We start from the raw sequence: 20,165 nt of genomic DNA on the forward strand, positions 1-20,165 counted from the left end.
CCGGCTGTTTCGGCCGCAAGCTCCGTCCGCGCTTCGCGAGATCCAGGAGGTGGCGCCATGAGCCAGATCATCAACCCCATTCTGCCGGGCTTCAATCCGGACCCCTCCATCTGCCGGGTCGGGAGCGATTACTATATCGCCACCTCCACCTTCGAATGGTACCCCGGCGTGCAACTGCACCACTCCACCGATCTCGTCAACTGGCGGCTCGTGTGCCGGCCGCTGACGCGGGCCAGCCAGCTCGACATGCGCGGCAATCCCGATTCCTGCGGCATCTGGGCGCCGTGCCTGTCTCATGCCGACGGGCTGTTCTGGCTGGTCTATACCGACGTCAAGCGGCTCGACGGCAATTTCAAGGACGCCCACAACTACATCGTCACCGCGCCCGACATCACCGGACCCTGGTCCGATCCGGTCCATGTCAACTCCTCGGGCTTCGATCCGTCGCTGTTTCACGACGAGGACGGGCGCAAATGGTTCTTGAACATGGTCTGGAACCACCGCACGGACTCGATCGGCGGGCAGCCGAAACATCCGGCATTCGCGGGCATCCTGGCGCAGGAATATGACGCCAAGGCCGGCAGGCTGATCGGCGAGGCGAAAAACATCTTTGCCGGCAGCCCCCACGGGCTGGTCGAGGGTCCGCATCTCTTCAGGCGCGACGGCTGGTACTACATGACTGTCGCCGAGGGCGGCACCGGCTACGATCACGCCGTCACCATGGCGCGTTCGCGGGCTTTGACCGGCCCCTACGAGCTGCATCCCGACACCTTCCTGATGACCTCCAAGGACGCGCCGGAGACGCCGCTGCAGCGCGCGGGGCACGGCCAGATCGTCGAGACCCCGGATGGTGCGGTCTACCACACGCATCTGTGCTCGCGGCCTCTGCCGGGCACCCGCCGTTCCCCGCTCGGCCGCGAGACCGGGCTCCAGAAATGCGTCTGGGGCGAGGATGGCTGGCTGCGGCTGGCCGAGGGCGGGCTGGTGCCGGCCGTCGAGGTCGAAGCGCCCGATCCGCAAACCCGGAAGCTGCCCGTGGAGCCGGTGCATCGCGTGTTCGACGGCGACCGGCTGCCCGACGAGTTCCAGTGGCTCAGGACGCCGTTTCCGGAGCGGATCTTCTCGCTGACCGGCTCGGCGCTGCGGCTGCACGCGCGCGAATCGATCGGCAGCTGGTTCGAGCAGGCGCTGGTGGCGCGGCGCCAGGAACAATGGGCCTTCCGCGCCGAAACCACGCTCGATTTCGCGCCGCGGAGCCACCAGCAGGCCGCCGGGCTCACGCATTACTACAACCGCTCGAAATTCCATTATCTGGCGGTGACCTGGCACGAGACGCTGGGTCGGGTGCTGACCATCCTGAGCTGCCCCGGCGACTGGCCGCATGGCAAGCTCGACTTTCCGCTCGAGGCGCCGGTCAAGCTTCCGGACGAGGGGACGGTGGACCTCGCCGCCGAGGTGGACGGTGCCGAGCTGCAATTCTCCTGGCGGCTCGCCGGCGACGAGTGGCAGACGGTCGGGCCGGTGCTCGACGCCAGCGTGATCTCCGACGAGGGCGGGCGCGGGGAGCATGCCTCCTTCACCGGCGCCTTCATCGGCATGGCGGCCTTCGACACCTCAGGCAGCGCGATTGCCGCGGATTTCGGCCGTTTCTCCTATGTTCCCATGGGCGAGTGATGCGCAGTGCGCTGTGCCGTCACGGGATAGGCCGCGGCGCGGTCGAGGAGGTGGGCTCTGCGGGCCGCCGGATCGAGGCGCAAGCGCCTACCAGTGCGGCGGCCGCTGGTTGGCTGCCGGGCCTTCGCTCGTATCCTCGAATTCCTCGAGCCGTTCACTGAGCCGTGCCAGCTCGCCGCGCAGCTTTTCCGCCTGCTTCCAGCCCTCGGTCAGCTGCCGCGACAGATCCTCGATCGCGGCCTGCTGGTGGGCCACCAGTTCCTCAAGCCGCACCAGGCGGGCCTCGTCCTCTTCGTTCATCGGCTGAGCTCCCCGAGTTTGCGGCGCCAGTCTTCGGGCAGGCTTCTGGGCCGCCGGGTGGCGCGGTCGACATAGACATGGACGAACCGGCCATCGGCAAACGCGGTGTCCTCATCGTTGCGGAACAGCGCGATCGCATAGGTGACGCTCGAGCCGCCGATCCGCTCCACCGCAAGCCCTGCCGCGATCCTGTCGGGGAACATCGCCTCCGCGTGGTAGCGGCAGCCGGTCTCGACCACCAGGCCGATCGTCCCCCCGTTCAGCGGATCGAGCAGTCCGGCCTCGATCAGCCATTGATTGATCGCCGTGTCGAACAGCTGGTAGTGCACGACATTGTTCATGTGGCCATAGAGATCGTTGTCCGCCCAGCGGGTCTGAAGCGGCAGGAACGCCTTGAAAGCGGCGCGCAGGGGAGGTGGCGTGCGTGTCATCGCCGCGGTTTCACCATGCCGCAAGCCCCTTGGCAAGTCCTTGGCAGGCGCTGAGCCCGGCTGCGGTGGCGGGTTTCAACCGCGGCGCGGGAACACTTTGCCGATTGTGCAGGTTGCCAAATGATTCTGGACTTTGCTTGAAGAACTGTCGAGACTAAGCGATGCGCTGCGACAGCGGCTGCGAGTGAAGCGGCGCGCCAGACCCGCGAAACCGACGAGGGGACATGACAGATATTGCCATCGAACTCAGGGGGATCGACAAGAAATTCGGTCTCGTCCACGCCAACAAGGACATCGATCTGCGCGTGCGCAAGGGCAGCATTCATGGCATCATCGGTGAAAACGGCGCCGGCAAATCGACGCTGATGTCGATTCTTTACGGCTTCTACCAGGCCGATGACGGCGAGATCTTCGTCGACGGCCGCAAGGCCGACATCAAGGACCCCAACGCCGCCATCGCGGCGGGCATCGGCATGGTGCACCAGCATTTCATGCTGGTGGAAAACTTCACCGTGCTCGAAAACGTCATGCTCGGCGCCGAAGACAGCCAGATCCTGACTTCCGGGATCAGCCGGGCGCGGCAGGAGTTGAAGCGCCTCGAACACGAATACGAGCTGGAAGTCGACCCCGACGCCATCATCGAGGAGCTGCCGGTCGGCCTGCAGCAGCGCGTCGAAATCCTCAAGGCGCTCTATCGCGGCGCCGAGATCCTGATCCTCGACGAGCCGACCGGCGTGCTGACGCCGGCGGAGGCCGACCATCTGTTCCGGATCCTCAAACAGCTCAAGGATCAGGGCAAGACCATCCTGCTGATCACCCACAAGCTGCGCGAGATCATGGCGATCACCGACGAGGTCTCGGTGATGCGGCGCGGCGAAATGGTGGCGACGCGCAAGACGGCCGAAACCTCGGTCGAGGAACTGGCCGAGCTGATGGTCGGCCGCCGCGTGCTGCTGCATGTGGAGAAGGGGCCTGCCTTGCCCGGCGAGGTGCTCCTGTCGGTCGAAAACCTGACCGTGCGCGACAGTCGCGGCTGCGACATGGTCAAGGATGTTTCCTTCGAGGTGCGCGCCGGCGAGATCGTCGGCATCGCCGGCGTTGCCGGCAACGGCCAGTCCGAGCTTCTGCAGGCCGTCTCCGGCATCCGCCGCGCGGTCAACGGCCGCGTGCTGCTCAAGGGCGAGCCCATCCACGTGACCGGCAAGGCCGATCCGTCGGAGCTGCGCCACCGCGGGCTCGCGCATGTGCCCGAAGACCGCCAGCACATGGGGCTGGTTTTGAGTTTCGACGAAAGCGAGAACTCGATCCTCGGCTACCACGACGATCCGCGGTATCTCAACGGCGCCTTTCTCGACATCGACGCGATCCGCGCCGATGCGGCCGAGAAGATCGAGAAATACGATATCCGCCCGCCCAATCCGCGATTGAAGACCGCGAATTTCTCTGGCGGCAACCAGCAGAAGATCGTGCTCGCACGCGAGATGGAGCGCGATCCGCAGGTGCTGATCATCGGCCAGCCGACGCGCGGCGTCGATGTCGGCGCAATCGAGTTCATTCACAAGCGCATCATCGAGATGCGTGACGCCGGCAAGGCGGTGCTCCTGGTCTCGGTCGAGCTCGACGAGATCCGCTCGCTCTCCGACCGGGTGCTGGTGATGTTCGATGGCCGCATTGTCGGCGAACGCGCGCCCGACACCGGCGAAGGCGAACTCGGCCTCCTGATGGCCGGTGTCGAAAATTCCAGGGAGGCGGCCGAATGAGCGTGCCCTATGCAAAACTGCCCGCCTGGGTGGACTACGGGCTGATTCCGCTGATCAATCTCGCCGTCGCTTTCCTGGTGGCGGGCCTGGTGGTGCTCGCCGTCGGCGAAAGCCCGCTCAGGGCCGCGAGCCTCCTGATCGAGGGCGCCTTCGGCTATGGCGAGGGCATCGGCTTCACGCTCTACTACGCCACCAATTTCATCTTCACCGGGCTTGCCGTGGCGGTCGCCTTCCATTGCGGCCTGTTCAACATCGGCGGCGAAGGCCAGGCCTATGTCGCAGGTCTCGGCGTGGCGCTGCCCTGCCTGTGGTTCGATGCCTACCTGCCCTGGTACGTGATCTTCCCGATCGCGATCCTGGGGTCGGCCATGGTGGGGGCGGCCTGGGCGCTGATTCCGGGCTGGCTGCAGGCCAGGCGCGGCAGCCATGTGGTGATCACCACCATCATGTTCAATTTCATCGCCTCGAGCCTGATGGTCTATGTGCTGGTCGATGTGCTGAAACCCGCGGGCTCGATGGCGCCGCAGACCCGCACCTTCGCGGAAAACGGACAGCTGCCGCGGCTCGACTGGCTGATGTCCTGGTTTGGCCTCGACATCGGCGGCGCGCCGTTCAACCTGTCGTTCCTGCTCGCACTCGTTGCGGCATTCCTGGTCTGGGTGCTGATCTGGCGCACGAAGCTCGGCTACGAGATCCGCACCATGGGCTTCAGCCCCAAGGCGGCGCGCTATGCCGGCGTGTCCGAAAGCCGCATCATCATCATCACCATGATGCTCTCGGGCGCGCTTGCCGGCATGATGGCGCTCAATCCGATCATGGGCGACCAGCATTCGATGCAGCTCGATTTCGTCGGCGGCGCGGGCTTTGTCGGCATCGCGGTTGCGCTGATGGGGCGCTCGCATCCGGTCGGCATCGTGCCCGCCGGGATCCTGTTCGGCATGCTCTACCAGGGCGGCGCCGAGATCTCCTTCGAGATGCCGCAGATCTCGCGCGACATGATCACCATCATCCAGGGTCTCGTGATCCTGTTCGCGGGCGCGCTCGAAAACATGTTCCGCCCGGCGATCACCGCCTTCTTCGCAACCATGACCACGGCGCGCGCGGGCAAGACCCTGCCGGCGGGAGAGTAAGCCATGGAGTATTTCGACACGCTGATCGTGATCCTGCAATCGACCGTGCGGGTGTCGGTGCCGCTGATTCTCGCGGCCCTGGCGGGGCTCTATTCCGAGCGTTCGGGGATCTTCGACATCGGGCTCGAGGGCAAGATGCTTGCCGCTGCCTTCGCCGGCGGCGCCGCGGCCGCGGTCACGGGCTCCGCGCTGATCGGCCTCGCCGCCGCGATCTTCGTCTCGGTGTGCCTGGCGCTGGTGCATGGCTTTGCCTCGATCACCCAGCGCGGCAACCAGATCGTCTCGGGCGTCGCCATCAATTTCATCGCGCTCGGCGCCACCGTGATTCTCGGCCAGGCCTGGTTCCGCCAGGGCGGCCGGACCCCGCAACTGACGGGCGACGCCCGCTTCACCACGGTCGAACTGCCCTTTGCCGCCGAAGTCGCCGATGTGCCGATCCTCGGCCCGATCTATTCGAACCTGCTGTCGGGCCATTTCGTGCTCACTTATGTGGCCTTCCTGCTGGTGCCGTTCACCTGGTGGGTGCTCTACCGCACCCGCTTCGGCTTGCGGCTGCGCGCGGTGGGGGAAAACCCCGGTGCGGTCGACACCGCCGGCATCTCGGTGCCGTGGCTCAGATACCGGGCGGTGATCTGCTGCGGCATCCTTTGCGGCATCGCCGGGGCCTATCTGTCGATGGCCATGACCGCGGGCTTCGTCAAAGGCATGACCGCCGGCAAGGGCTTCATCGCGCTTGCAGCCCTGATCTTCGCCAAGTGGAAGCCCATCAATGTCATGTTCGCCTGCCTGCTGTTCGGCTTTCTCGATGCCATGTCGATCCGCATGCAGGGCAATCCCTTGCCGCTGATCGGCGAGGTGCCGGTGCAGTTCATGCAGGCGCTGCCCTATATCCTGACCGTCATCCTGCTTGCCGGCTTCATCGGCAAGGCCGTGCCGCCGCGTGCCGGTGGCGTCCCCTATGTCAAGGAGCGCTGAGATGGCCCAAGACCTGTTCGAAGCCGCGCGCGAGGCCATGGCGAAGTGCCATGCGCCCTATTCGAAATTTCCGGTGGGTGCCGCGATCCGCGCCGATGACGGCTCGATCCATGCCGGCGCCAATATCGAGGTGATCTCCTTTCCGGAAGGCTGGTGCGCCGAAACCACTGCCATCAGCCACATGGTGATGGCGGGCCAGGCCCGCATCCGCGAAGTCGCGGTGATCGCCGAGAAGCTCGACCTGTGCACTCCCTGCGGCGGCTGCCGCCAGCGGCTCGCGGAATTTTCCGCGCCCGACACGCTGGTGCATCTGTGCGACGCCGAGGGCGTGAAAAAGACGCTGCGGATGGACGAGCTCCTGCCCTATGCCTTCGAGACGGAGGTGATCGGATGAGCACCGTCACCGATGTGCTGATCGACCGTTTGCGCGGCCGCATGCCGCGGCTTGCGATCGTGCTCGGCTCGGGCCTCGGCGGCCTGGTCGACACCATCGACGATCCGGTCCGGATCGCCTATGCCGACCTGCCCGGTTTCCCCGAAAGCGGGGTCTCGGGTCATGCCGGAGAAGTCGTGGCCGGCCATGTCGGCTCCACCCCGGTGATGATGCTCTCGGGCCGGGTCCACTATTACGAACACGGCAAGGCGGACGCGATGCGCGTGCCGCTCGAAGCACTCCAGGGGATCGGCGTCACCCATCTGATCCTCACCAATTCCGCGGGCTCGCTGCGCGAGGCCATGCCGCCGGGCTCGGTGATGCGCATCACCGACCATATCAATTTCGCCGGCGCCAATCCGCTGTTCGGTGAGCCGAGCGACCGGCGTTTCGTCGGCATGACCAATGCCTATGACCCGGATCTCTCCGCCCGGCTCACCGCGGCCGCGGAGGCAACCGGCACAGACCTGCATGAAGGCGTCTATATGTGGTTTTCGGGACCCAGTTTCGAAACGCCTGCGGAAATCCGCATGGCACGCACGCTCGGCGCCGACGCGGTCGGCATGTCGACGGTGCCCGAGGTGATCCTCGCCCGCTTCCTCGGCCTCAAGGTGGCGGCGGCCTCCGTGATCACCAATTTCGCGGCGGGCATGACCGGCGGCGAGTTGAGCCACCAGGAGACCAAGGACATGGCGCCGGTGGGCGGCAAGCGGCTTGCGGCCCTTCTCAACCGCATGATCGGAGACATGGCATGAGCATGAACACACTGCAGGCAGGCGTCCATCCGGCGACCGGGTCCGACCTCGTGGCGCTTCACCCTGCCCGCGCCCGCAATGCCGGTACCGATTTCCTGCCCGCCCTGTTCGAGAACATGACGGTCAACCTGTCGGCGACCGAACGGCGTATCGCCTCGCTCGCCGGCCGGCGCACGGTCAAGAAGGACTGGCAGGCCGCCTGGCTGATCCGCGCGATCGAATGCATCGACCTGACCACGCTTGCGGGCGACGACACGCCCGGCAAGGTCGAGCGGCTCTGCGCCAAGGCCCGCAATCCGCTGCGTGCCGATCTGGTCGAGGCGCTCGGGCTCTCGGGCTACGGTCTCAAGACCGGGGCGGTCTGCGTCTACCCGATGATGGTGGGGACGGCCGTCAAGGCGCTCGAAGATTCGGGCATCCCGGTGGCCTCGGTCGCGACCGGATTTCCCGCAGGCCTGACGCCGATGCAGCAGCGGCTTGACGAAATCGCCTATGCGGTCGGCGAAGGCGCGCACGAGATCGACATCGTGATTTCGCGCCGGCATGTGCTCACGGGCAACTGGGAAGCGCTCTACGACGAGGTCCGGGCGATGCGCGAGGCCTGCGGCGAAGCGCATATGAAGGCGATCCTTGCCACGGGCGAATTGAAGACGCTCTCGAATGTCTACAAGGCCTCGATGGTGTCGATGATGGCCGGTGCCGATTTCGTCAAGACCTCGACCGGCATGGAAGCGGTCAACGCCACGCTGCCGGTCAGCCTCGTGATGGTGCGCTCGGTGCGCGACTATCTCGACTTCACCGGCCAGGTCTGCGGCTTCAAGCCCGCCGGCGGCATCCGCACCGCCAAGGATGCGATCGCCTGGCTGGTGCTGATGAAGGAGGAGCTTGGCGGCGCCTGGCTGAAGCCGGACCTGTTCCGCTTCGGCGCGAGTTCGCTTCTGGGCGATATCGAACGTCAGATCGAGCATTATGTGACCGGCCGCTATTCGTCGTCCGACCGTCACGGCATGGCGTGAGGAGCGCTCCATGAACAGGATCAGGGATATTTTGAACACCATGGATTACGGCCCGGCCCCCGAAGACGACAAGGATGTGCGCGCCTGGCTCGCCCGCCACGAAAAGGGTTTCGGCCATTTCATCGGCGGCAGTTTCACCAAGGTGACGGGAGAGACATTCGCCGTCACGAATCCGGCCAGTGGCGAGGCCCTTGCGACGGTCACCATTGCCGGGGAAAGCGACGTCGACAATGCAGTGGCCGCCGCCGGCAAGGCGCTGAAGAAATGGCAGGCGCTGACGGGCAACCAGCGCGCCCGCCACCTCTACGCGCTTGCCCGCCATGTGCAGAAACATGCCAGATTCCTGGCAGTGCTCGAAACGCTCGACAACGGCAAGACCATCCGCGAAACCCGCGACATCGACGTTCCGCTGGTGGCGCGCCATTTCTATCATCACGCCGGATGGGCGGAGCTCAGGGACACGAGCTTTCCGGGCTACGAGCCCGTCGGTGTCTGCGGGCAGATCATCCCGTGGAACTTCCCGCTGCTGATGCTTGCCTGGAAGGTGGCGCCGGCGCTCGCCGCAGGATGCACCGTGGTGCTCAAATCCGCCGAGCACACGCCGCTGACCGCGATTGCCTTCGCCGGGATCTGCGCCGAAGCCGGCTTGCCCGCGGGCGTGTTCAACCTTGTCAACGGCGCGGGCGAAACCGGCGCGTTGCTGGCGGGTCATGAGGGCCTCGCCAAGCTCGCCTTCACCGGCTCCACCGCCGTCGGCCGGCTGTTGCGCCGGCAGACCGCGGGCTCGGGCAAGAAGCTCTCGCTCGAACTCGGCGGCAAGTCGCCGTTTATCGTGTTCGACAATGCCGATCTCGACGCCGCTGTCGAGGGCGTGGTCGACGCGATCTGGTTCAATCAGGGCGAGGTCTGCTGTGCCGGCTCCCGCGCGATCGTCCAGGAGGGCATCGCCGAGCGGTTCCACGACAAGCTTCGCGCGCGGATGGAAAAACTCCGCATCGGCAATCCTCTCGACAAGTCGATGGACATGGGCGCGGTGGTGGCGCCGGTTCAGATCGAGCAGATCACCGCCAAGGTCAAGGCCGGCGTCGACGAAGGCGCCGAGATGTGGCAGCCGAGCTGGGCGCACACGATCGTGAATTCGGATGGGTGCTTCTTCCCGCCGACTCTGTTCACCCATGTGGCCCCGTCCTCGCCGCTGGCGCAGGAGGAGATCTTCGGCCCGGTGCTGGCGTCCATGACCTTCCGCACGCCGGCCGAAGCCATTCAACTCGCCAACAATTCGCGCTACGGCCTCGCGGCCTCGGTCTGGTCGCAGAACATCGACGAGGCGTTTGATGCGGCGCGGTCGCTCAAGTCCGGCATCGTCTGGATCAATTCCACCAACCTGTTCGATGCGTCTGCCGGTTTCGGCGGCTACAGGGAAAGCGGCTTCGGCCGTGAGGGCGGCCGCGAGGGCATGCTCGAATATCTGGTTCCGGCCTTCGAGGCCAAGGCCAAGAAACTCGACGAGAGCGCGCCGCTGCCTGCGCCGACGCCCGTCCCGGGCGGCGAGGGGGCCGGCCTCGACCGCACCGTGAAAATGTATATCGGCGGCAAGCAGGCGCGGCCGGATTCGGGCTATTCCTACCCCGTCTCTGGCAAGGGCGGAAAACATCTGGCGGAAGTCGGACTCGGCAACCGCAAGGACATCCGCAACGCCGTGGAGGCCGCGCACAAGGCGTCCGGCTGGAGCGCGATGACCGGCCATGCCCGCGCTCAGGTGCTCTATTTTCTCGCCGAAAACCTCGAACTGCGCGCGTCCGAGTTCGCGGCCCGTCTCGCCGATGCGGGCGCATCGACCAGCGCCGCCAAGCGCGAGGTCGAAGCCTCCGTCGCCCGCATCATGCATTACGCCGCCTGGGCCGACAAATATGACGGCGCGGTGCGCGCGCCCGACAAGCGCATGCTGACGCTCGCGCTCAACGAACCCTGGGACGTGATGGGGATTTCCTGCCCCGACGAGGCGCCGCTTCTGGGCTTCGTGTCGCTGGTGATGCCGGCCATCGCCATGGGCAATCGCGTCGTGGTCACGCCCTCGCCGACCCAGCCGCTCGCGGCCTGCGACTTCTACCAGGTGCTCGACACCTCCGACGTGCCCGGCGGGGTCGTCAACATCGTCACCGGCGACCGCGATACGCTGGCCGACACCATGGCCAGGCACGACGACATCGCGGCCCTGTGGTATTTCGGCTCGGCCTCCGGCACCGAACTGGTCGAACGCGAATCCGCCGGCAATCTCAAGGCGGTCTGGGCCAACAATGGCAAGGCGCGCAACTGGTTCGACCCTGTCCAGGGCCAGGGCGAGGACTTCCTGTTCCACGCGGTCCGCATCAAGACCGTGTGGACGCCGTTCGGGGTCTAGGAGCCGGCCATGCTGCCCCAGGAATTCATCAGGACCAAGCGCGACGGCCGGGCTCTCGATCCGGCCGACATCGCAAGCTTCATCCGGGGGCTGACCGATGGCAGCGTGACCGAGGGCCAGGTCGCGGCCTTCGCCATGGCCGTGTTCTTCAACGGCATGAGCCGCGCGGAGGCGGTGGCGCTGACGCTGGCGATGCGCGATTCGGGCGAGGTGCTGTCCTGGCCCGAGATCGACCGTCCGGTGGTCGACAAGCACTCGACCGGGGGCGTCGGCGACAATGTCTCGCTGATGCTCGCGCCGATCGCGGCGGCCTGCGGGCTGGCGGTGCCGATGATATCGGGCCGAGGCCTCGGCCATACCGGGGGTACGCTCGACAAGATGGAATCGATCCCCGGCTACCAGGCGGTGCCGGACAATGCGCTGTTTCGCAAGGTGGTGGGGTCGGTGGGCTGCGCGATCATCGGCCAGACCGGCGATCTCGCCCCGGCCGACCGACGCTTCTACGGCATCCGCGACGTCACCGGAACGGTCGAATCGGTGCCGCTGATCACCGCCTCGATCCTGTCCAAGAAACTCGCCGCCGGGCTCGGCGCGCTGGTGCTCGACGTGAAAAGCGGCAACGGCGCCTTCATGGACACGCCCGAACGCTCGCTCAAGCTGGCGCGCTCGCTGGTGGAGGTCGCGGTCGGCGCCGGCATGCCGACGACGGCGCTGGTCACCGACATGAGCCAACCGCTGGCGAGTGCCGCGGGCAACGCCGTCGAAGTCGTCAATGCCGCCGATTTTCTCACCGGCAAGGCCCGCGACAGCCGCCTCGAAGAGGTCACGCTGGCGCTTGCCGGCGAGATGCTGGTGGCGGGCGGACTGGCTGCGGGCCCGGAAGAGGGTATCGCCCGGGTGCGCGCCGCGCTCGAGGATGGACGTGCCGCGGAGATCTTCGACCGCATGGTCCACGCCCTCGGTGGTCCGGCGGATTTCCTTGCGGATCCCGGCCGGCATCTTCCGTCAGCGCCTCTGGTCTCGCCCTGCCTCGCCGGCCGTGCAGGCTATGTGACTGGCTACGACACCCGCGGCGTCGGCCTTGGCGTGGTCGCCCTCGGCGGCGGGCGCACCCGGCCGGGCGATGCGGTCGATCATGCGGTGGGGCTGACGGGCCTGCTGCCGGTCGGCACCCGGATCGAGAAGGACATGCCGCTGGCCTTGATCCATGCGCGCAACGACGGCCAGGTGGCAGAGGCGCAACGGTGCCTGCTTGAGGCCATCAGCATCGGCGACGAGCCGCCGCCGCCAACCCCGGTGATCCTGAGCCGCCAGGCCTAGCGTGGCTCAGTTGACCAGTTCGAGCTTGTTGTTGTCGACCCGGTAGGACTGCAGCTTCGACATGAAGCTCATGCCGATCAGCGCCGTCGACAATGCGGAATCATCGAGCACGAAGGCCTGCACGTCGCGCACCGTGATCGAGCCGACCTCCATGCGGTCGAGACTGACCAGCGCCGCCCTGGTCGACCCGTTGGCGGTGCGAACGGTGTGTTTGTACTCGGAATTGGCCGGCGACACGCCAAGGCTCTGGGCAACCGACCGGTTGATCGCCACGTAGGTCGCGCCGGTGTCGATCAGTCCGCGTACATAGCGGCCGTTGATATGGAAGTCGGCGCTGAAATGGCCGTCGCGATTCATGGGAATGCTCGCCGCGCGCACGCCGGTCGCGTAATGCGCCACCGGCTTGGCTGCCTCGGCCGGCTGGGCGTGGGAGGTGACGGGGCTCGGGGATGCGGTTTTCGGGGCTGCCTCCCTGGACAGATATGTCGAGATATCCTGCGCGTAGTAGGGCAGACTGGAGACGGCCAGCACGCTGCAGCAGACCAGGAACAGATTCTTCAACATGCCGGTACTCCCGAAGTAACCGGCGCATTGAACCAACGCGGTGCTAACGCTGCATGAACATCCCATGCATCCGCCGCACAAATCTTCCTCTTTGGTTAAGGCTCGGAAAACGGCATCGCGGGCGCACCCGGCGCGGCTTTGCGCGGGGCGATCCGCCCCGGTGTTCCGGCGCTATTTGGTGCCGTACATCCGGTCGCCCGCATCGCCAAGACCCGGCACGATATAGCCCTTCTCGTTGAGATGGCTGTCGATCGAGGCGGTGTAGATCGGCACGTCCGGGTGCGCCTTCTGGAAATTCGCGATCCCCTCGGGCGCCGCGAGCAGGCACAGGAAGCGGATATTGTGCGCGCCGCGTTCCTTGAGCTTGTCGATCGAGGCAATCGAGGAGTTTCCGGTCGCCAGCATCGGGTCGACCACGATCACCAGGCGGTTGGCCACGTCCTCGGGCGCCTTGAAGTAATATTCGATCGCTTCGAGCGTTTCATGGTCGCGGTAAAGGCCGATATGGGCGACGCGGGCGGAGGGAACCAGATCCAGCATGCCTTCCAGAAGCCCGTTACCGGCCCGCAGGATCGAGGCGAACACCAGTTTCTTGCCCTCGAGAACCGGCGCGTCGATCTCCGTCAGCGGCGTCTCGATGCGCTCCATGGTCAGTTCGAGATCGCGCGTGATCTCGTAGCACAAGAGCGTCGAGATTTCCTTCAACAGCCGCCGGAACCCCGCCGTCGAGGTTTCCTTCTTGCGCATGATGGTGAGCTTGTGCTGCACCAGCGGGTGATCGATAACTGTAACGCCGTTCATGTTGTCCTGCCTTCGCTGTGACCGGACGTTGCCATCAGGCCAGTCCCGGGTCACGGATGGGGTTCCGCCCGAATACGACCCCTCCGCGCTGGCTTCCTGCCCAGAAAGCGGCCGCAGCGCGGAGCGGACCTCGCCCGATTTAGACACCGATTGCCCGGTTGCGGCAACCGCCAAGCCGCGATTCAGTCAAGCTGTCCCAAGAGAAATGCGCGGGTGTCCTCGTCGATGAAGGCTGCCTGCAGCGCGGTGCGGGTGATTGCGGTCAATGCGGCCCGGTCATAGCCCCAGGCCTCCGCCGCCATCCGGTATTCCCGGCCGACGGAGGTGCCGAAATGCGGCGGGTCGTCGGAGCTCAGCGTCACCCTCACCCCGGCCACGCGCAGCCGGTCGAACGGGTGGCTGGCGATATCGGGATAGAGCCCCAGCGCGAGGTTCGAGCCGGGGCAGACCTCCAGCACTACCCCACTCTCGGCGAGGCGGCGGACCAGCGCCTCGTCCTCGATGGCGCGGACCCCGTGGCCGATCCGCGCGGGGCGGATGTGGTCGAGCGCGCCGCGCACGCTTTCGGGCCCGGCAAGCTCGCCGGCATGGATGGTGATGCCGAGCCCGGCCTCGCGGGCGATGTCGAAGGCGCGGGCGAAATCCCCCGGGGTGCCGAAGCGCTCCTCGCCGGCCATGCCGAAGCCGCTGATCAGCGGATGCGGCCGCGATGCCGCGAGCCGTGCCGCCGCCTCGACCCTTTCGGCGCCCAGGTGCCGGACCCCCACCACGATCATCCGGCACTCGATGCCGGTCGAGGCCTTCGCCGCACCGATGCCCGCGGCAAGCCCGTCGAAATAGGCCACCGGCGACAGGCCCGCGGCTGCCGCATGATCCGGCGAGACGAAGATCTCCGCATAGATGGCGCCTTCTTCGGCGATGCCCTCGAGATAGGTCTGCGCCAGCAACGCGTAATCCTCCTCGGAGCGGAACAGCGCCGCCGCACCGTCATAGGCGCCGAGAAAGTCCGTGAAATCCGACCAGACATAACGGTCGCCGGAAATGAAGCCCGAAACGTCGGCTCCGTATTTCCGCGCCTGCGCGCGCACCAGTTCCGGGGAGGCGGCCCCTTCGATATGGCAATGCAGTTCGGCCTTCCTGACCGCCGCGCTCACAGGAAGCTCCGTCCGCTTGCAAGCGCCGGCAGGCCCAGATGCCGCGCCACCGTGGCGCCGATATCGGCATAGGTCGAGCGTATGCCGATATTGCGTGCCGCCACGCCCGGCCCGAAACCGAGCACGGGCACGCGTTCGCGGGTATGGTCGGTTCCGCGCCAGGTGGGATCGCAGCCGTGGTCGGCGGTCATGATCACCAGATCGCCCTTCTTGAGAAGTTTGGCGAAGCGCGGCAGCAGGGCGTCGAGCGCCTCCAGCGCCGCGGCGTAACCGGCGACATCGCGGCGGTGGCCGTAGAGCATGTCGAAATCGACGAAATTGGTGAACACCAGGTCCCCGTCGCGGGCTTCTTCGGTGGCCTTCAGCGTGGCCTCGAAAAGCGCCGCGTTGCCGCTCGCCTTTCGCAGGTCGGTGACGCCCTGGTGGGCGAAGATGTCGCTGATCTTGCCGACCCCGAACACGCGGTGTCCGCTGTCCTTGACCAGGTCGAGCACCGTCGGCCCCGGCGGCGGCACGGAGAAATCCCTGCGGTTTCCGGTGCGCTCGAAGCCGGTTTCGGGCGTGCCCACGAACGGCCGCGCGATCACCCGGCCGATATTGAGCGGATCGATCAGCCGGCGCACCACCTTGCACAGCGCGAGCAACCGCTCGAGGCCGAAGCCCTGTTCGTGGGCTGCGATCTGGAACACTGAATCCGACGAGGTGTAGCAGATCGGCTTGCCGGTCCTGAGATGCTTCGCGCCGAACCGGGCGATGATCTCGGTGCCCGAGGCGTGGCAATTGCCGAGAATGCCGGGAACCTCCCCCTGCTCGATGATGGCGGCGACCAGTTCGTCGCTGAAGGCGGGGCCCCCCGCGGGGAAATAACCCCAGTCGAACATCACCGGCTGACCGGCAATCTCCCAATGGCCCGAGGGCGTGTCCTTTCCGTGCGAGACTTCGCTTGCCGCGCCGTAGAGCCCGCGCGGCCGGGCGGGAAGCGTCCAGCCCGCCGGCAGCGCGCCCGATGCGGCGAGCGCCGCTTCGCCCAGACCCAGCGACTGCATGTGCGGCAGGGTCAGGACCCCCTTGCGCAGGCCCGGGCGGTCGGCTAGCCCGCCGGCGCATTGCTCGGCGATGTGGAGAAGCGTGTTGGCCCCCAGATCGCCATAGGCATCGGCATCCGGCGCTCCGCCGATGCCGAAGGAATCAAGAACAAACAGGAATGCGCGCGCCATACAGGTATCTCCAGGGTGGCGCGCAAGTTAGCCGGATTCGCCGGGGATCGGAAGGGTTGCGGCCAGGCCGGGCCGGTAACCTTGTTTTCACCATGATCGCGCGCCCTGCTGCAATCGTGGTAGGATCGTAGCATGCTTGCGACGATGCGTGCCGCCCCTTTCGCCGGAATCCTGCGTCTGCTCCTGGGAGCCGGCGCGGCGCTGGCCGTTCTCGCGGCGGCGCCGGCGCGGGCCGATTACCGCGACAGCGTTCCGGTCTTGCGCATCGGCCTGGTCGATGCCCGGCTCGCGGCAACCGATCCGGCCAAGCTCGCCGCCGTCAGCGCGGCCTTCACCTCCGCGCTGGGGCTGCCGGTCGAAATCGTCCGGATGGGTAGCTATGCCGCGCTGATCGACGCCCATGCCAGCGGCCGGGTCGGCTATGCCATCCACTCGACCCGGTCCTATGCCGCCACCGACGCGGTCTGCGGCTGCATCCGCGCCTTCAGAACCCCGGTCGCCGCCGATGGGTCGACGGGATTCCGCTCGGTGCTGGTCGTGCGCGACAGCGTCACCGCGCCGGTCTCCGATCTGCGGATCGGCTATTCGCGCGAGGAGTCCGTTTCCGGTTTCGTCATCCCGCAGCAGGCGATTGCGACCGGCGGGCTGGCCATGCCGCACCTGGTGCGCGCGGGCAGCGTATCGTCGGTGATCGCGATGTACGATGCCGGGGATATCGACGGTTTCTTCGCCTGGATTCCCGACCGGCCGGGGGATGCGGGATCCGATATCAGCCAGCTGTTCGGCGGCTGGCCGGGGCGCGGCGCCGAGAAGGCCGATCCGTTGCGCATGCTTTGGTCGTCGCAGCGCATTCCCTATGGACCCCACGCGGTCCACCGGTCGCTGCCCGACGATCTGGTCGAGGCGCTGGGCGCCTTTCTCGACGAGATGCCGCAAACGGCACCGGGCCTGCTCGACATTTTCGAGCCGGTTTATGGCGGGGGATATGTGGCGCCCGACCCGGAGGATTTCCGCAATGTCCGCAGCCTGGTCGCGCCGGTTGCGGGGACGGACCGCGCGGCCTTGCCGGGGCGCTGAACGCGGATTGCCGCCTCAGCAGTCCGAGCAGGTCACGCTGTCGCCCACGCGCTGGCGCAGGTGGTAGGTCTTCTGCATGTGGATGGTGCGCAGGTCGATATCCACCGCCCCGGGCATGACCAGCAGCAGGTCATGGTCGAAATTGAGTTCGGTGCGCACCAGGAAGGTGTTGGGAATCGCCAGGTCCGCGGGCAGGGCTTGTTGCGAACCCGTCGCATAGGGGCGGGTGTTGTCGTCCTGCCAGGACCAGGTGGCCTTGCCGACGCCAGAGGCGTCGATCGCTATTCCGGTGATCCTGACCTTGATGCCATCGGAGCGGAACGGCGTCATCACGCTTTGCGCGACATTGACCATCGAGCCGAGATAGCTCTTGGTGACGGTTTCGTCCTGGGTGACGAGATCGGCCACGGTGCTGGCGGCGCGCGCCAGTTTCTTGTTGACCGACATGGCGACGGATACTTCGAGCGATCCCATATACAGCACGATCAGCACCGGGGCGATCAGCGCGAATTCCACCGCGCCCACGCCCGCGCGGTCGGAGCGCAGCGCCCGGACCCTCCGGTTCAGTCCTGCCAGCAATCCCGCCATGACCTTGCTCCCTGGGTGAATTGCGTGCGTGTGCATGGCCGGATCGCCGCTCACGGGTAGTTCTCGTTGCGAAAGGCTGCCGTGGCCACCATCAGGTAATCGCGCGGCATCGACCCGTCCTTGCGGATATTGGTGATGAACGGCCGCACCAGGTCGGTCATCACTTCCCAACGGTAATAGGCCCGCACGATGTTGATGGATTGCGGCCCACCGGGCCTGTAGGCGAAGGAGGTCGGGTCGAGATCGGAGAACTGCTCGTTGCTGACCTTGGGAATATAGTTCGGGATGGCGGCGAAACTCGCAAACTCGCGGACGTCGAGATAGAGCTTCCGGTCATCGGGATCTTCCGTCGCAGGGCATTTGATCATCAGGCTGATCTCGGCGCAGAACCTGGCGCGGAACTGCTCGGCGGTCAGGTCGGTGGTGCGGCCGAGGCCGTAGGTGATCTGGCCGGTGCGGATCTGCCGCCCCATGGTGTCGACCGCGTTTTCCAGCAATTGCTCGCCGGCAAAGGCGATGAAGGCCTCGATGGTCGCGAACACCAGAAGGAAGAAGGGAAAGGCGAGCAGCCCGAACTCGATGGCGGCGGTGCCGTCCCGGGACCGCCGCAAGCGGCCGGCAATCCGCGGCAACCGGCTTCGGAGCGCTCGCCGTGGACGGGCTTGGTCATCGAGTTTCATCTTCGGACTCCCGGACATGCAGTGTCACAAGCCGAAAATAGGACGAAGTCGTTGAATATTCGTAACGCGGTGCCTGTTCCATGGTCCCGCGTGGTTAACCAGCCATGAATCTGCGGGATGCCGCCGGGTGCCTCGGGCGCCTGTCGTCCGGACCCTCTCAGGGATTGGGCGCGGTCGCCTGCACATGCTCTTCGCAGGAGGGCGAGCAGGAATAGACCGACCGGCTGGTCTGCTTGAACACCCGCAGCGTGTTGGCCTCGTCGACACTGACCATGATGCGCTCATCGACGATGGCATTGCCGGTCTGGTCGAGGATGACCAGATTGGTGGTGCCGTAGGATTTGCCCGTCAGGATGATCGTCTGGGGATCGGACACCGCGACATCGGCCACACTCGCATTGCCGATGATCACCTTGGCGACAGGGCGATCGAGCTTGAGGATACGCGCATGGTCCATGAACACCCGTATCACGTCCTCGGCGCCATGGGCCGGAAGCGACGACGCAACCGCGAGCGCCAAGCCGCAAGCGACTTGCACAAACCGGCGCCGGGCAGGGATGGAATGGGTCATGCCGTTTCCTTCGGAACTGCGGAGATGGTCCCTAAAATCGCGCGGATTGGTGAATGAAGCCTTAAGGCGGGCGCCGATACCACGAAATACCCTCGCTTTGACGCCATCAATGGAACAGGTGCGATGCCTCGGAGGCGAGGTCGGTCTCCCGGACCGCGATTGCCGAGCGCCTCTGCGGGAAGAGCGAAGTGACCCGCTTTGGTTCGTGTCGCCCATCCCGGGCGCCCAGTCCGGCCTGTGGGATCTCGCCAACAAAGGGATTGCGTCGACAAGGCCGGGCAGAGGCGAGGATGCCGGCTGAGGATCTGTTAACCAGAATACCGGTGATGACCGGCTAAGCTTTTGCTAACCACATTCATTAAGCAGATCGAAAAGACCTCACGATAGGGTGACCTCATCTGATCAACGGCAACGGTTGACGGAGTGCTGAACCCACTGTTTGGATTAAGGAGTATCCCATGAAGAACATCATCGACCGCTTCGTCAAAGACGAATCCGGCGCCACCGCCATCGAATATGGCCTGATCGCCGCCCTCATCTCGGTCGCCCTGATCACCGGCGCCACCACGCTCGGCAACACGCTGAACGCCCAGTTCCAGAGCCTGTCGGACAAGATGAACTCCGCGAACGACCTGCATACCCCAGCGGCTGGGGGCTGAGACTGGTTTCTAAACCATTCAATCATGACAAAGCCGCCCCGGGGGGCGGCTTTTTTTGTGCGTTCATTGCTGTTTCTTAAGGTCTTCCAATTAGTCTCGGGTCGAGCTCAGGAGCAAGCCGATGGTTGAAGCCGCGATTTTTGTCATTCTGCCGCTTTGCGTGGCCATGGCCGCGTTCTGCGATTTTATCTCGATGAAAATCCCGAACCGCATTTCGATTATCCTGGTGGTGTCGTTCTTCATCGTCGCGCCCTTGAGCGGCATGGATCTGGCCACGTTCGGCTGGTCGGTTGTTGCAGCCCTTTGCGTTTTCGCCGGCGGTTTCGCCCTGTTCGCCCTCAACGTCATGGGCGGCGGGGATGCCAAGCTGTTGACGGCACTGGCATTCTGGTACGGGTTCAACGGCGATCTGGTGGCGCTGCTGGGCTTAACCGGCGTCTTTGGCGGCTTTCTGGCGCTGATCGTGCTGCTTATCCGCGCCAACCAGAACGTGCTCTTGATCGCGCCGCTGCCGATCCCGATGCATTTCTTCAAGGCCCGCGCCGGAATTCCCTATGGCGTGGCGATCGGGGCGGCGGCCTTCTCCACCTATCCCGATACCGCGATCTTCCAGGCCGCGCTCGCGCGGATGATTTGAACCGCCTGCGCGGGCATCCACT

Annotated in this window: 21 protein-coding genes; 12 read left to right on the forward strand and 9 right to left on the reverse strand. The window is 65.8% G+C overall.

What is annotated here, in order from left to right; genetic code table 11:
- Window positions 1–57 precede the first annotated feature (57 nt).
- On the forward strand, window positions 58–1,674 hold the full coding sequence (locus tag AWJ14_RS08365) for a glycoside hydrolase family 43 protein (protein WP_066177441.1): 1,617 nt from the start codon (window positions 58–60) through the stop codon (window positions 1,672–1,674).
- Between the two features lie 87 nt (window positions 1,675–1,761).
- Here AWJ14_RS08365 and AWJ14_RS08370 read toward each other — a convergent pair whose 3' ends face one another.
- Window positions 1,762–1,974: a SlyX family protein gene (locus tag AWJ14_RS08370; protein WP_066177443.1), complete on the reverse strand. Its 213-nt coding sequence runs from the start codon at window positions 1,972–1,974 to the stop codon at window positions 1,762–1,764.
- Entirely contained in the window at window positions 1,971–2,405 is a 435-nt protein-coding gene (locus tag AWJ14_RS08375; protein ID WP_066177445.1) for an acyl-CoA thioesterase, read from the reverse strand. The genes AWJ14_RS08370 and AWJ14_RS08375 overlap by 4 nt, the downstream gene beginning before the upstream one ends.
- Window positions 2,406–2,629: 224 nt before the next feature.
- Between AWJ14_RS08375 and AWJ14_RS08380 the strand changes: the two genes are divergently transcribed.
- From AWJ14_RS08380 to deoA, 8 genes are all read left to right on the forward strand, one after another.
- Window positions 2,630–4,165, forward strand: coding sequence for an ABC transporter ATP-binding protein (locus AWJ14_RS08380; protein ID WP_066177447.1), 1,536 nt, complete (start codon window positions 2,630–2,632; stop codon window positions 4,163–4,165).
- Window positions 4,162–5,295 carry an ABC transporter permease gene (locus AWJ14_RS08385; protein WP_066177450.1) on the forward strand — a complete coding sequence of 378 codons (1,134 nt, stop codon included), beginning with the start codon at window positions 4,162–4,164 and terminating at the stop codon, window positions 5,293–5,295. Before AWJ14_RS08380 ends, AWJ14_RS08385 begins: the two co-directional genes overlap by 4 nt.
- Window positions 5,296–5,298: 3 nt before the next feature.
- A complete protein-coding gene (locus AWJ14_RS08390; RefSeq protein ID WP_066177453.1) occupies window positions 5,299–6,270 on the forward strand; it encodes an ABC transporter permease in 972 nt (323 codons plus the stop codon).
- 1 nt (window position 6,271) lies between these two features.
- Complete coding sequence (locus AWJ14_RS08395) at window positions 6,272–6,664, forward strand: cytidine deaminase (RefSeq protein WP_083220134.1); 393 nt, start codon at window positions 6,272–6,274, stop codon at window positions 6,662–6,664.
- Window positions 6,661–7,458 (forward strand): purine-nucleoside phosphorylase, encoded by a 798-nt coding sequence (locus AWJ14_RS08400; RefSeq protein WP_066177460.1) that lies wholly within the window; start codon window positions 6,661–6,663, stop codon window positions 7,456–7,458. Before AWJ14_RS08395 ends, AWJ14_RS08400 begins: the two co-directional genes overlap by 4 nt.
- Window positions 7,459–7,574: 116 nt before the next feature.
- Window positions 7,575–8,474 (forward strand): deoxyribose-phosphate aldolase, encoded by a 900-nt coding sequence (gene deoC, locus AWJ14_RS08405; RefSeq protein ID WP_066177560.1) that lies wholly within the window; start codon window positions 7,575–7,577, stop codon window positions 8,472–8,474.
- A gap of 10 nt (window positions 8,475–8,484) precedes the next feature.
- Window positions 8,485–10,875, forward strand: coding sequence for an aldehyde dehydrogenase family protein (locus AWJ14_RS08410; RefSeq protein WP_066177463.1), 2,391 nt, complete (start codon window positions 8,485–8,487; stop codon window positions 10,873–10,875).
- A 9-nt stretch (window positions 10,876–10,884) separates the two neighbouring features.
- A complete protein-coding gene (deoA, locus tag AWJ14_RS08415; RefSeq protein ID WP_066177465.1) occupies window positions 10,885–12,195 on the forward strand; it encodes a thymidine phosphorylase in 1,311 nt (436 codons plus the stop codon).
- Between the two features lie 6 nt (window positions 12,196–12,201).
- Here the strand turns inward: deoA and AWJ14_RS22755 are convergent, their stop codons facing one another.
- From AWJ14_RS22755 to AWJ14_RS08435, 4 genes are all read right to left on the reverse strand, one after another.
- A complete protein-coding gene (locus AWJ14_RS22755) occupies window positions 12,202–12,759 on the reverse strand; it encodes a retropepsin-like aspartic protease family protein (protein ID WP_066177467.1) in 558 nt (185 codons plus the stop codon).
- A gap of 171 nt (window positions 12,760–12,930) precedes the next feature.
- Window positions 12,931–13,560, reverse strand: coding sequence for a uracil phosphoribosyltransferase (gene upp, locus AWJ14_RS08425; protein WP_066177470.1), 630 nt, complete (start codon window positions 13,558–13,560; stop codon window positions 12,931–12,933).
- 182 nt (window positions 13,561–13,742) lie between these two features.
- Window positions 13,743–14,714 (reverse strand): adenosine deaminase, encoded by a 972-nt coding sequence (locus AWJ14_RS08430; protein ID WP_066177473.1) that lies wholly within the window; start codon window positions 14,712–14,714, stop codon window positions 13,743–13,745.
- Entirely contained in the window at window positions 14,711–15,931 is a 1,221-nt protein-coding gene (locus AWJ14_RS08435; protein WP_066177476.1) for a phosphopentomutase, read from the reverse strand. The genes AWJ14_RS08430 and AWJ14_RS08435 overlap by 4 nt, the downstream gene beginning before the upstream one ends.
- A gap of 132 nt (window positions 15,932–16,063) precedes the next feature.
- Between AWJ14_RS08435 and AWJ14_RS08440 the strand changes: the two genes are divergently transcribed.
- Window positions 16,064–17,008, forward strand: a complete 945-nt coding sequence (locus AWJ14_RS08440; protein WP_066177479.1) for a PhnD/SsuA/transferrin family substrate-binding protein — start codon at window positions 16,064–16,066, stop codon at window positions 17,006–17,008.
- A gap of 15 nt (window positions 17,009–17,023) precedes the next feature.
- Here the strand turns inward: AWJ14_RS08440 and AWJ14_RS08445 are convergent, their stop codons facing one another.
- From AWJ14_RS08445 to AWJ14_RS08455, 3 genes are all read right to left on the reverse strand, one after another.
- Complete coding sequence (locus AWJ14_RS08445; protein ID WP_066177482.1) at window positions 17,024–17,596, reverse strand: TadE/TadG family type IV pilus assembly protein; 573 nt, start codon at window positions 17,594–17,596, stop codon at window positions 17,024–17,026.
- A 50-nt stretch (window positions 17,597–17,646) separates the two neighbouring features.
- The gene (locus AWJ14_RS08450; RefSeq protein ID WP_066177485.1) at window positions 17,647–18,276 is read right to left on the reverse strand and encodes a TadE/TadG family type IV pilus assembly protein; all 630 of its coding nucleotides are present in this window, start codon (window positions 18,274–18,276) and stop codon (window positions 17,647–17,649) included.
- 157 nt (window positions 18,277–18,433) lie between these two features.
- A complete protein-coding gene (locus tag AWJ14_RS08455) occupies window positions 18,434–18,847 on the reverse strand; it encodes a pilus assembly protein N-terminal domain-containing protein (protein WP_066177489.1) in 414 nt (137 codons plus the stop codon).
- Between the two features lie 458 nt (window positions 18,848–19,305).
- Here AWJ14_RS08455 and AWJ14_RS08460 point away from each other — a divergent pair, with 458 nt between their 5' ends.
- Window positions 19,306–19,506: a Flp family type IVb pilin gene (locus AWJ14_RS08460; protein WP_066177492.1), complete on the forward strand. Its 201-nt coding sequence runs from the start codon at window positions 19,306–19,308 to the stop codon at window positions 19,504–19,506.
- A gap of 121 nt (window positions 19,507–19,627) precedes the next feature.
- Window positions 19,628–20,143 carry an A24 family peptidase gene (locus tag AWJ14_RS08465; RefSeq protein WP_066177495.1) on the forward strand — a complete coding sequence of 172 codons (516 nt, stop codon included), beginning with the start codon at window positions 19,628–19,630 and terminating at the stop codon, window positions 20,141–20,143.
- Window positions 20,144–20,165 lie beyond the last annotated feature (22 nt).

The sequence above is a fragment of the Parahoeflea olei genome (assembly GCF_001703635.1).
In the GTDB taxonomy this organism is placed as follows: domain Bacteria; phylum Pseudomonadota; class Alphaproteobacteria; order Rhizobiales; family Rhizobiaceae; genus Hoeflea; species Hoeflea olei.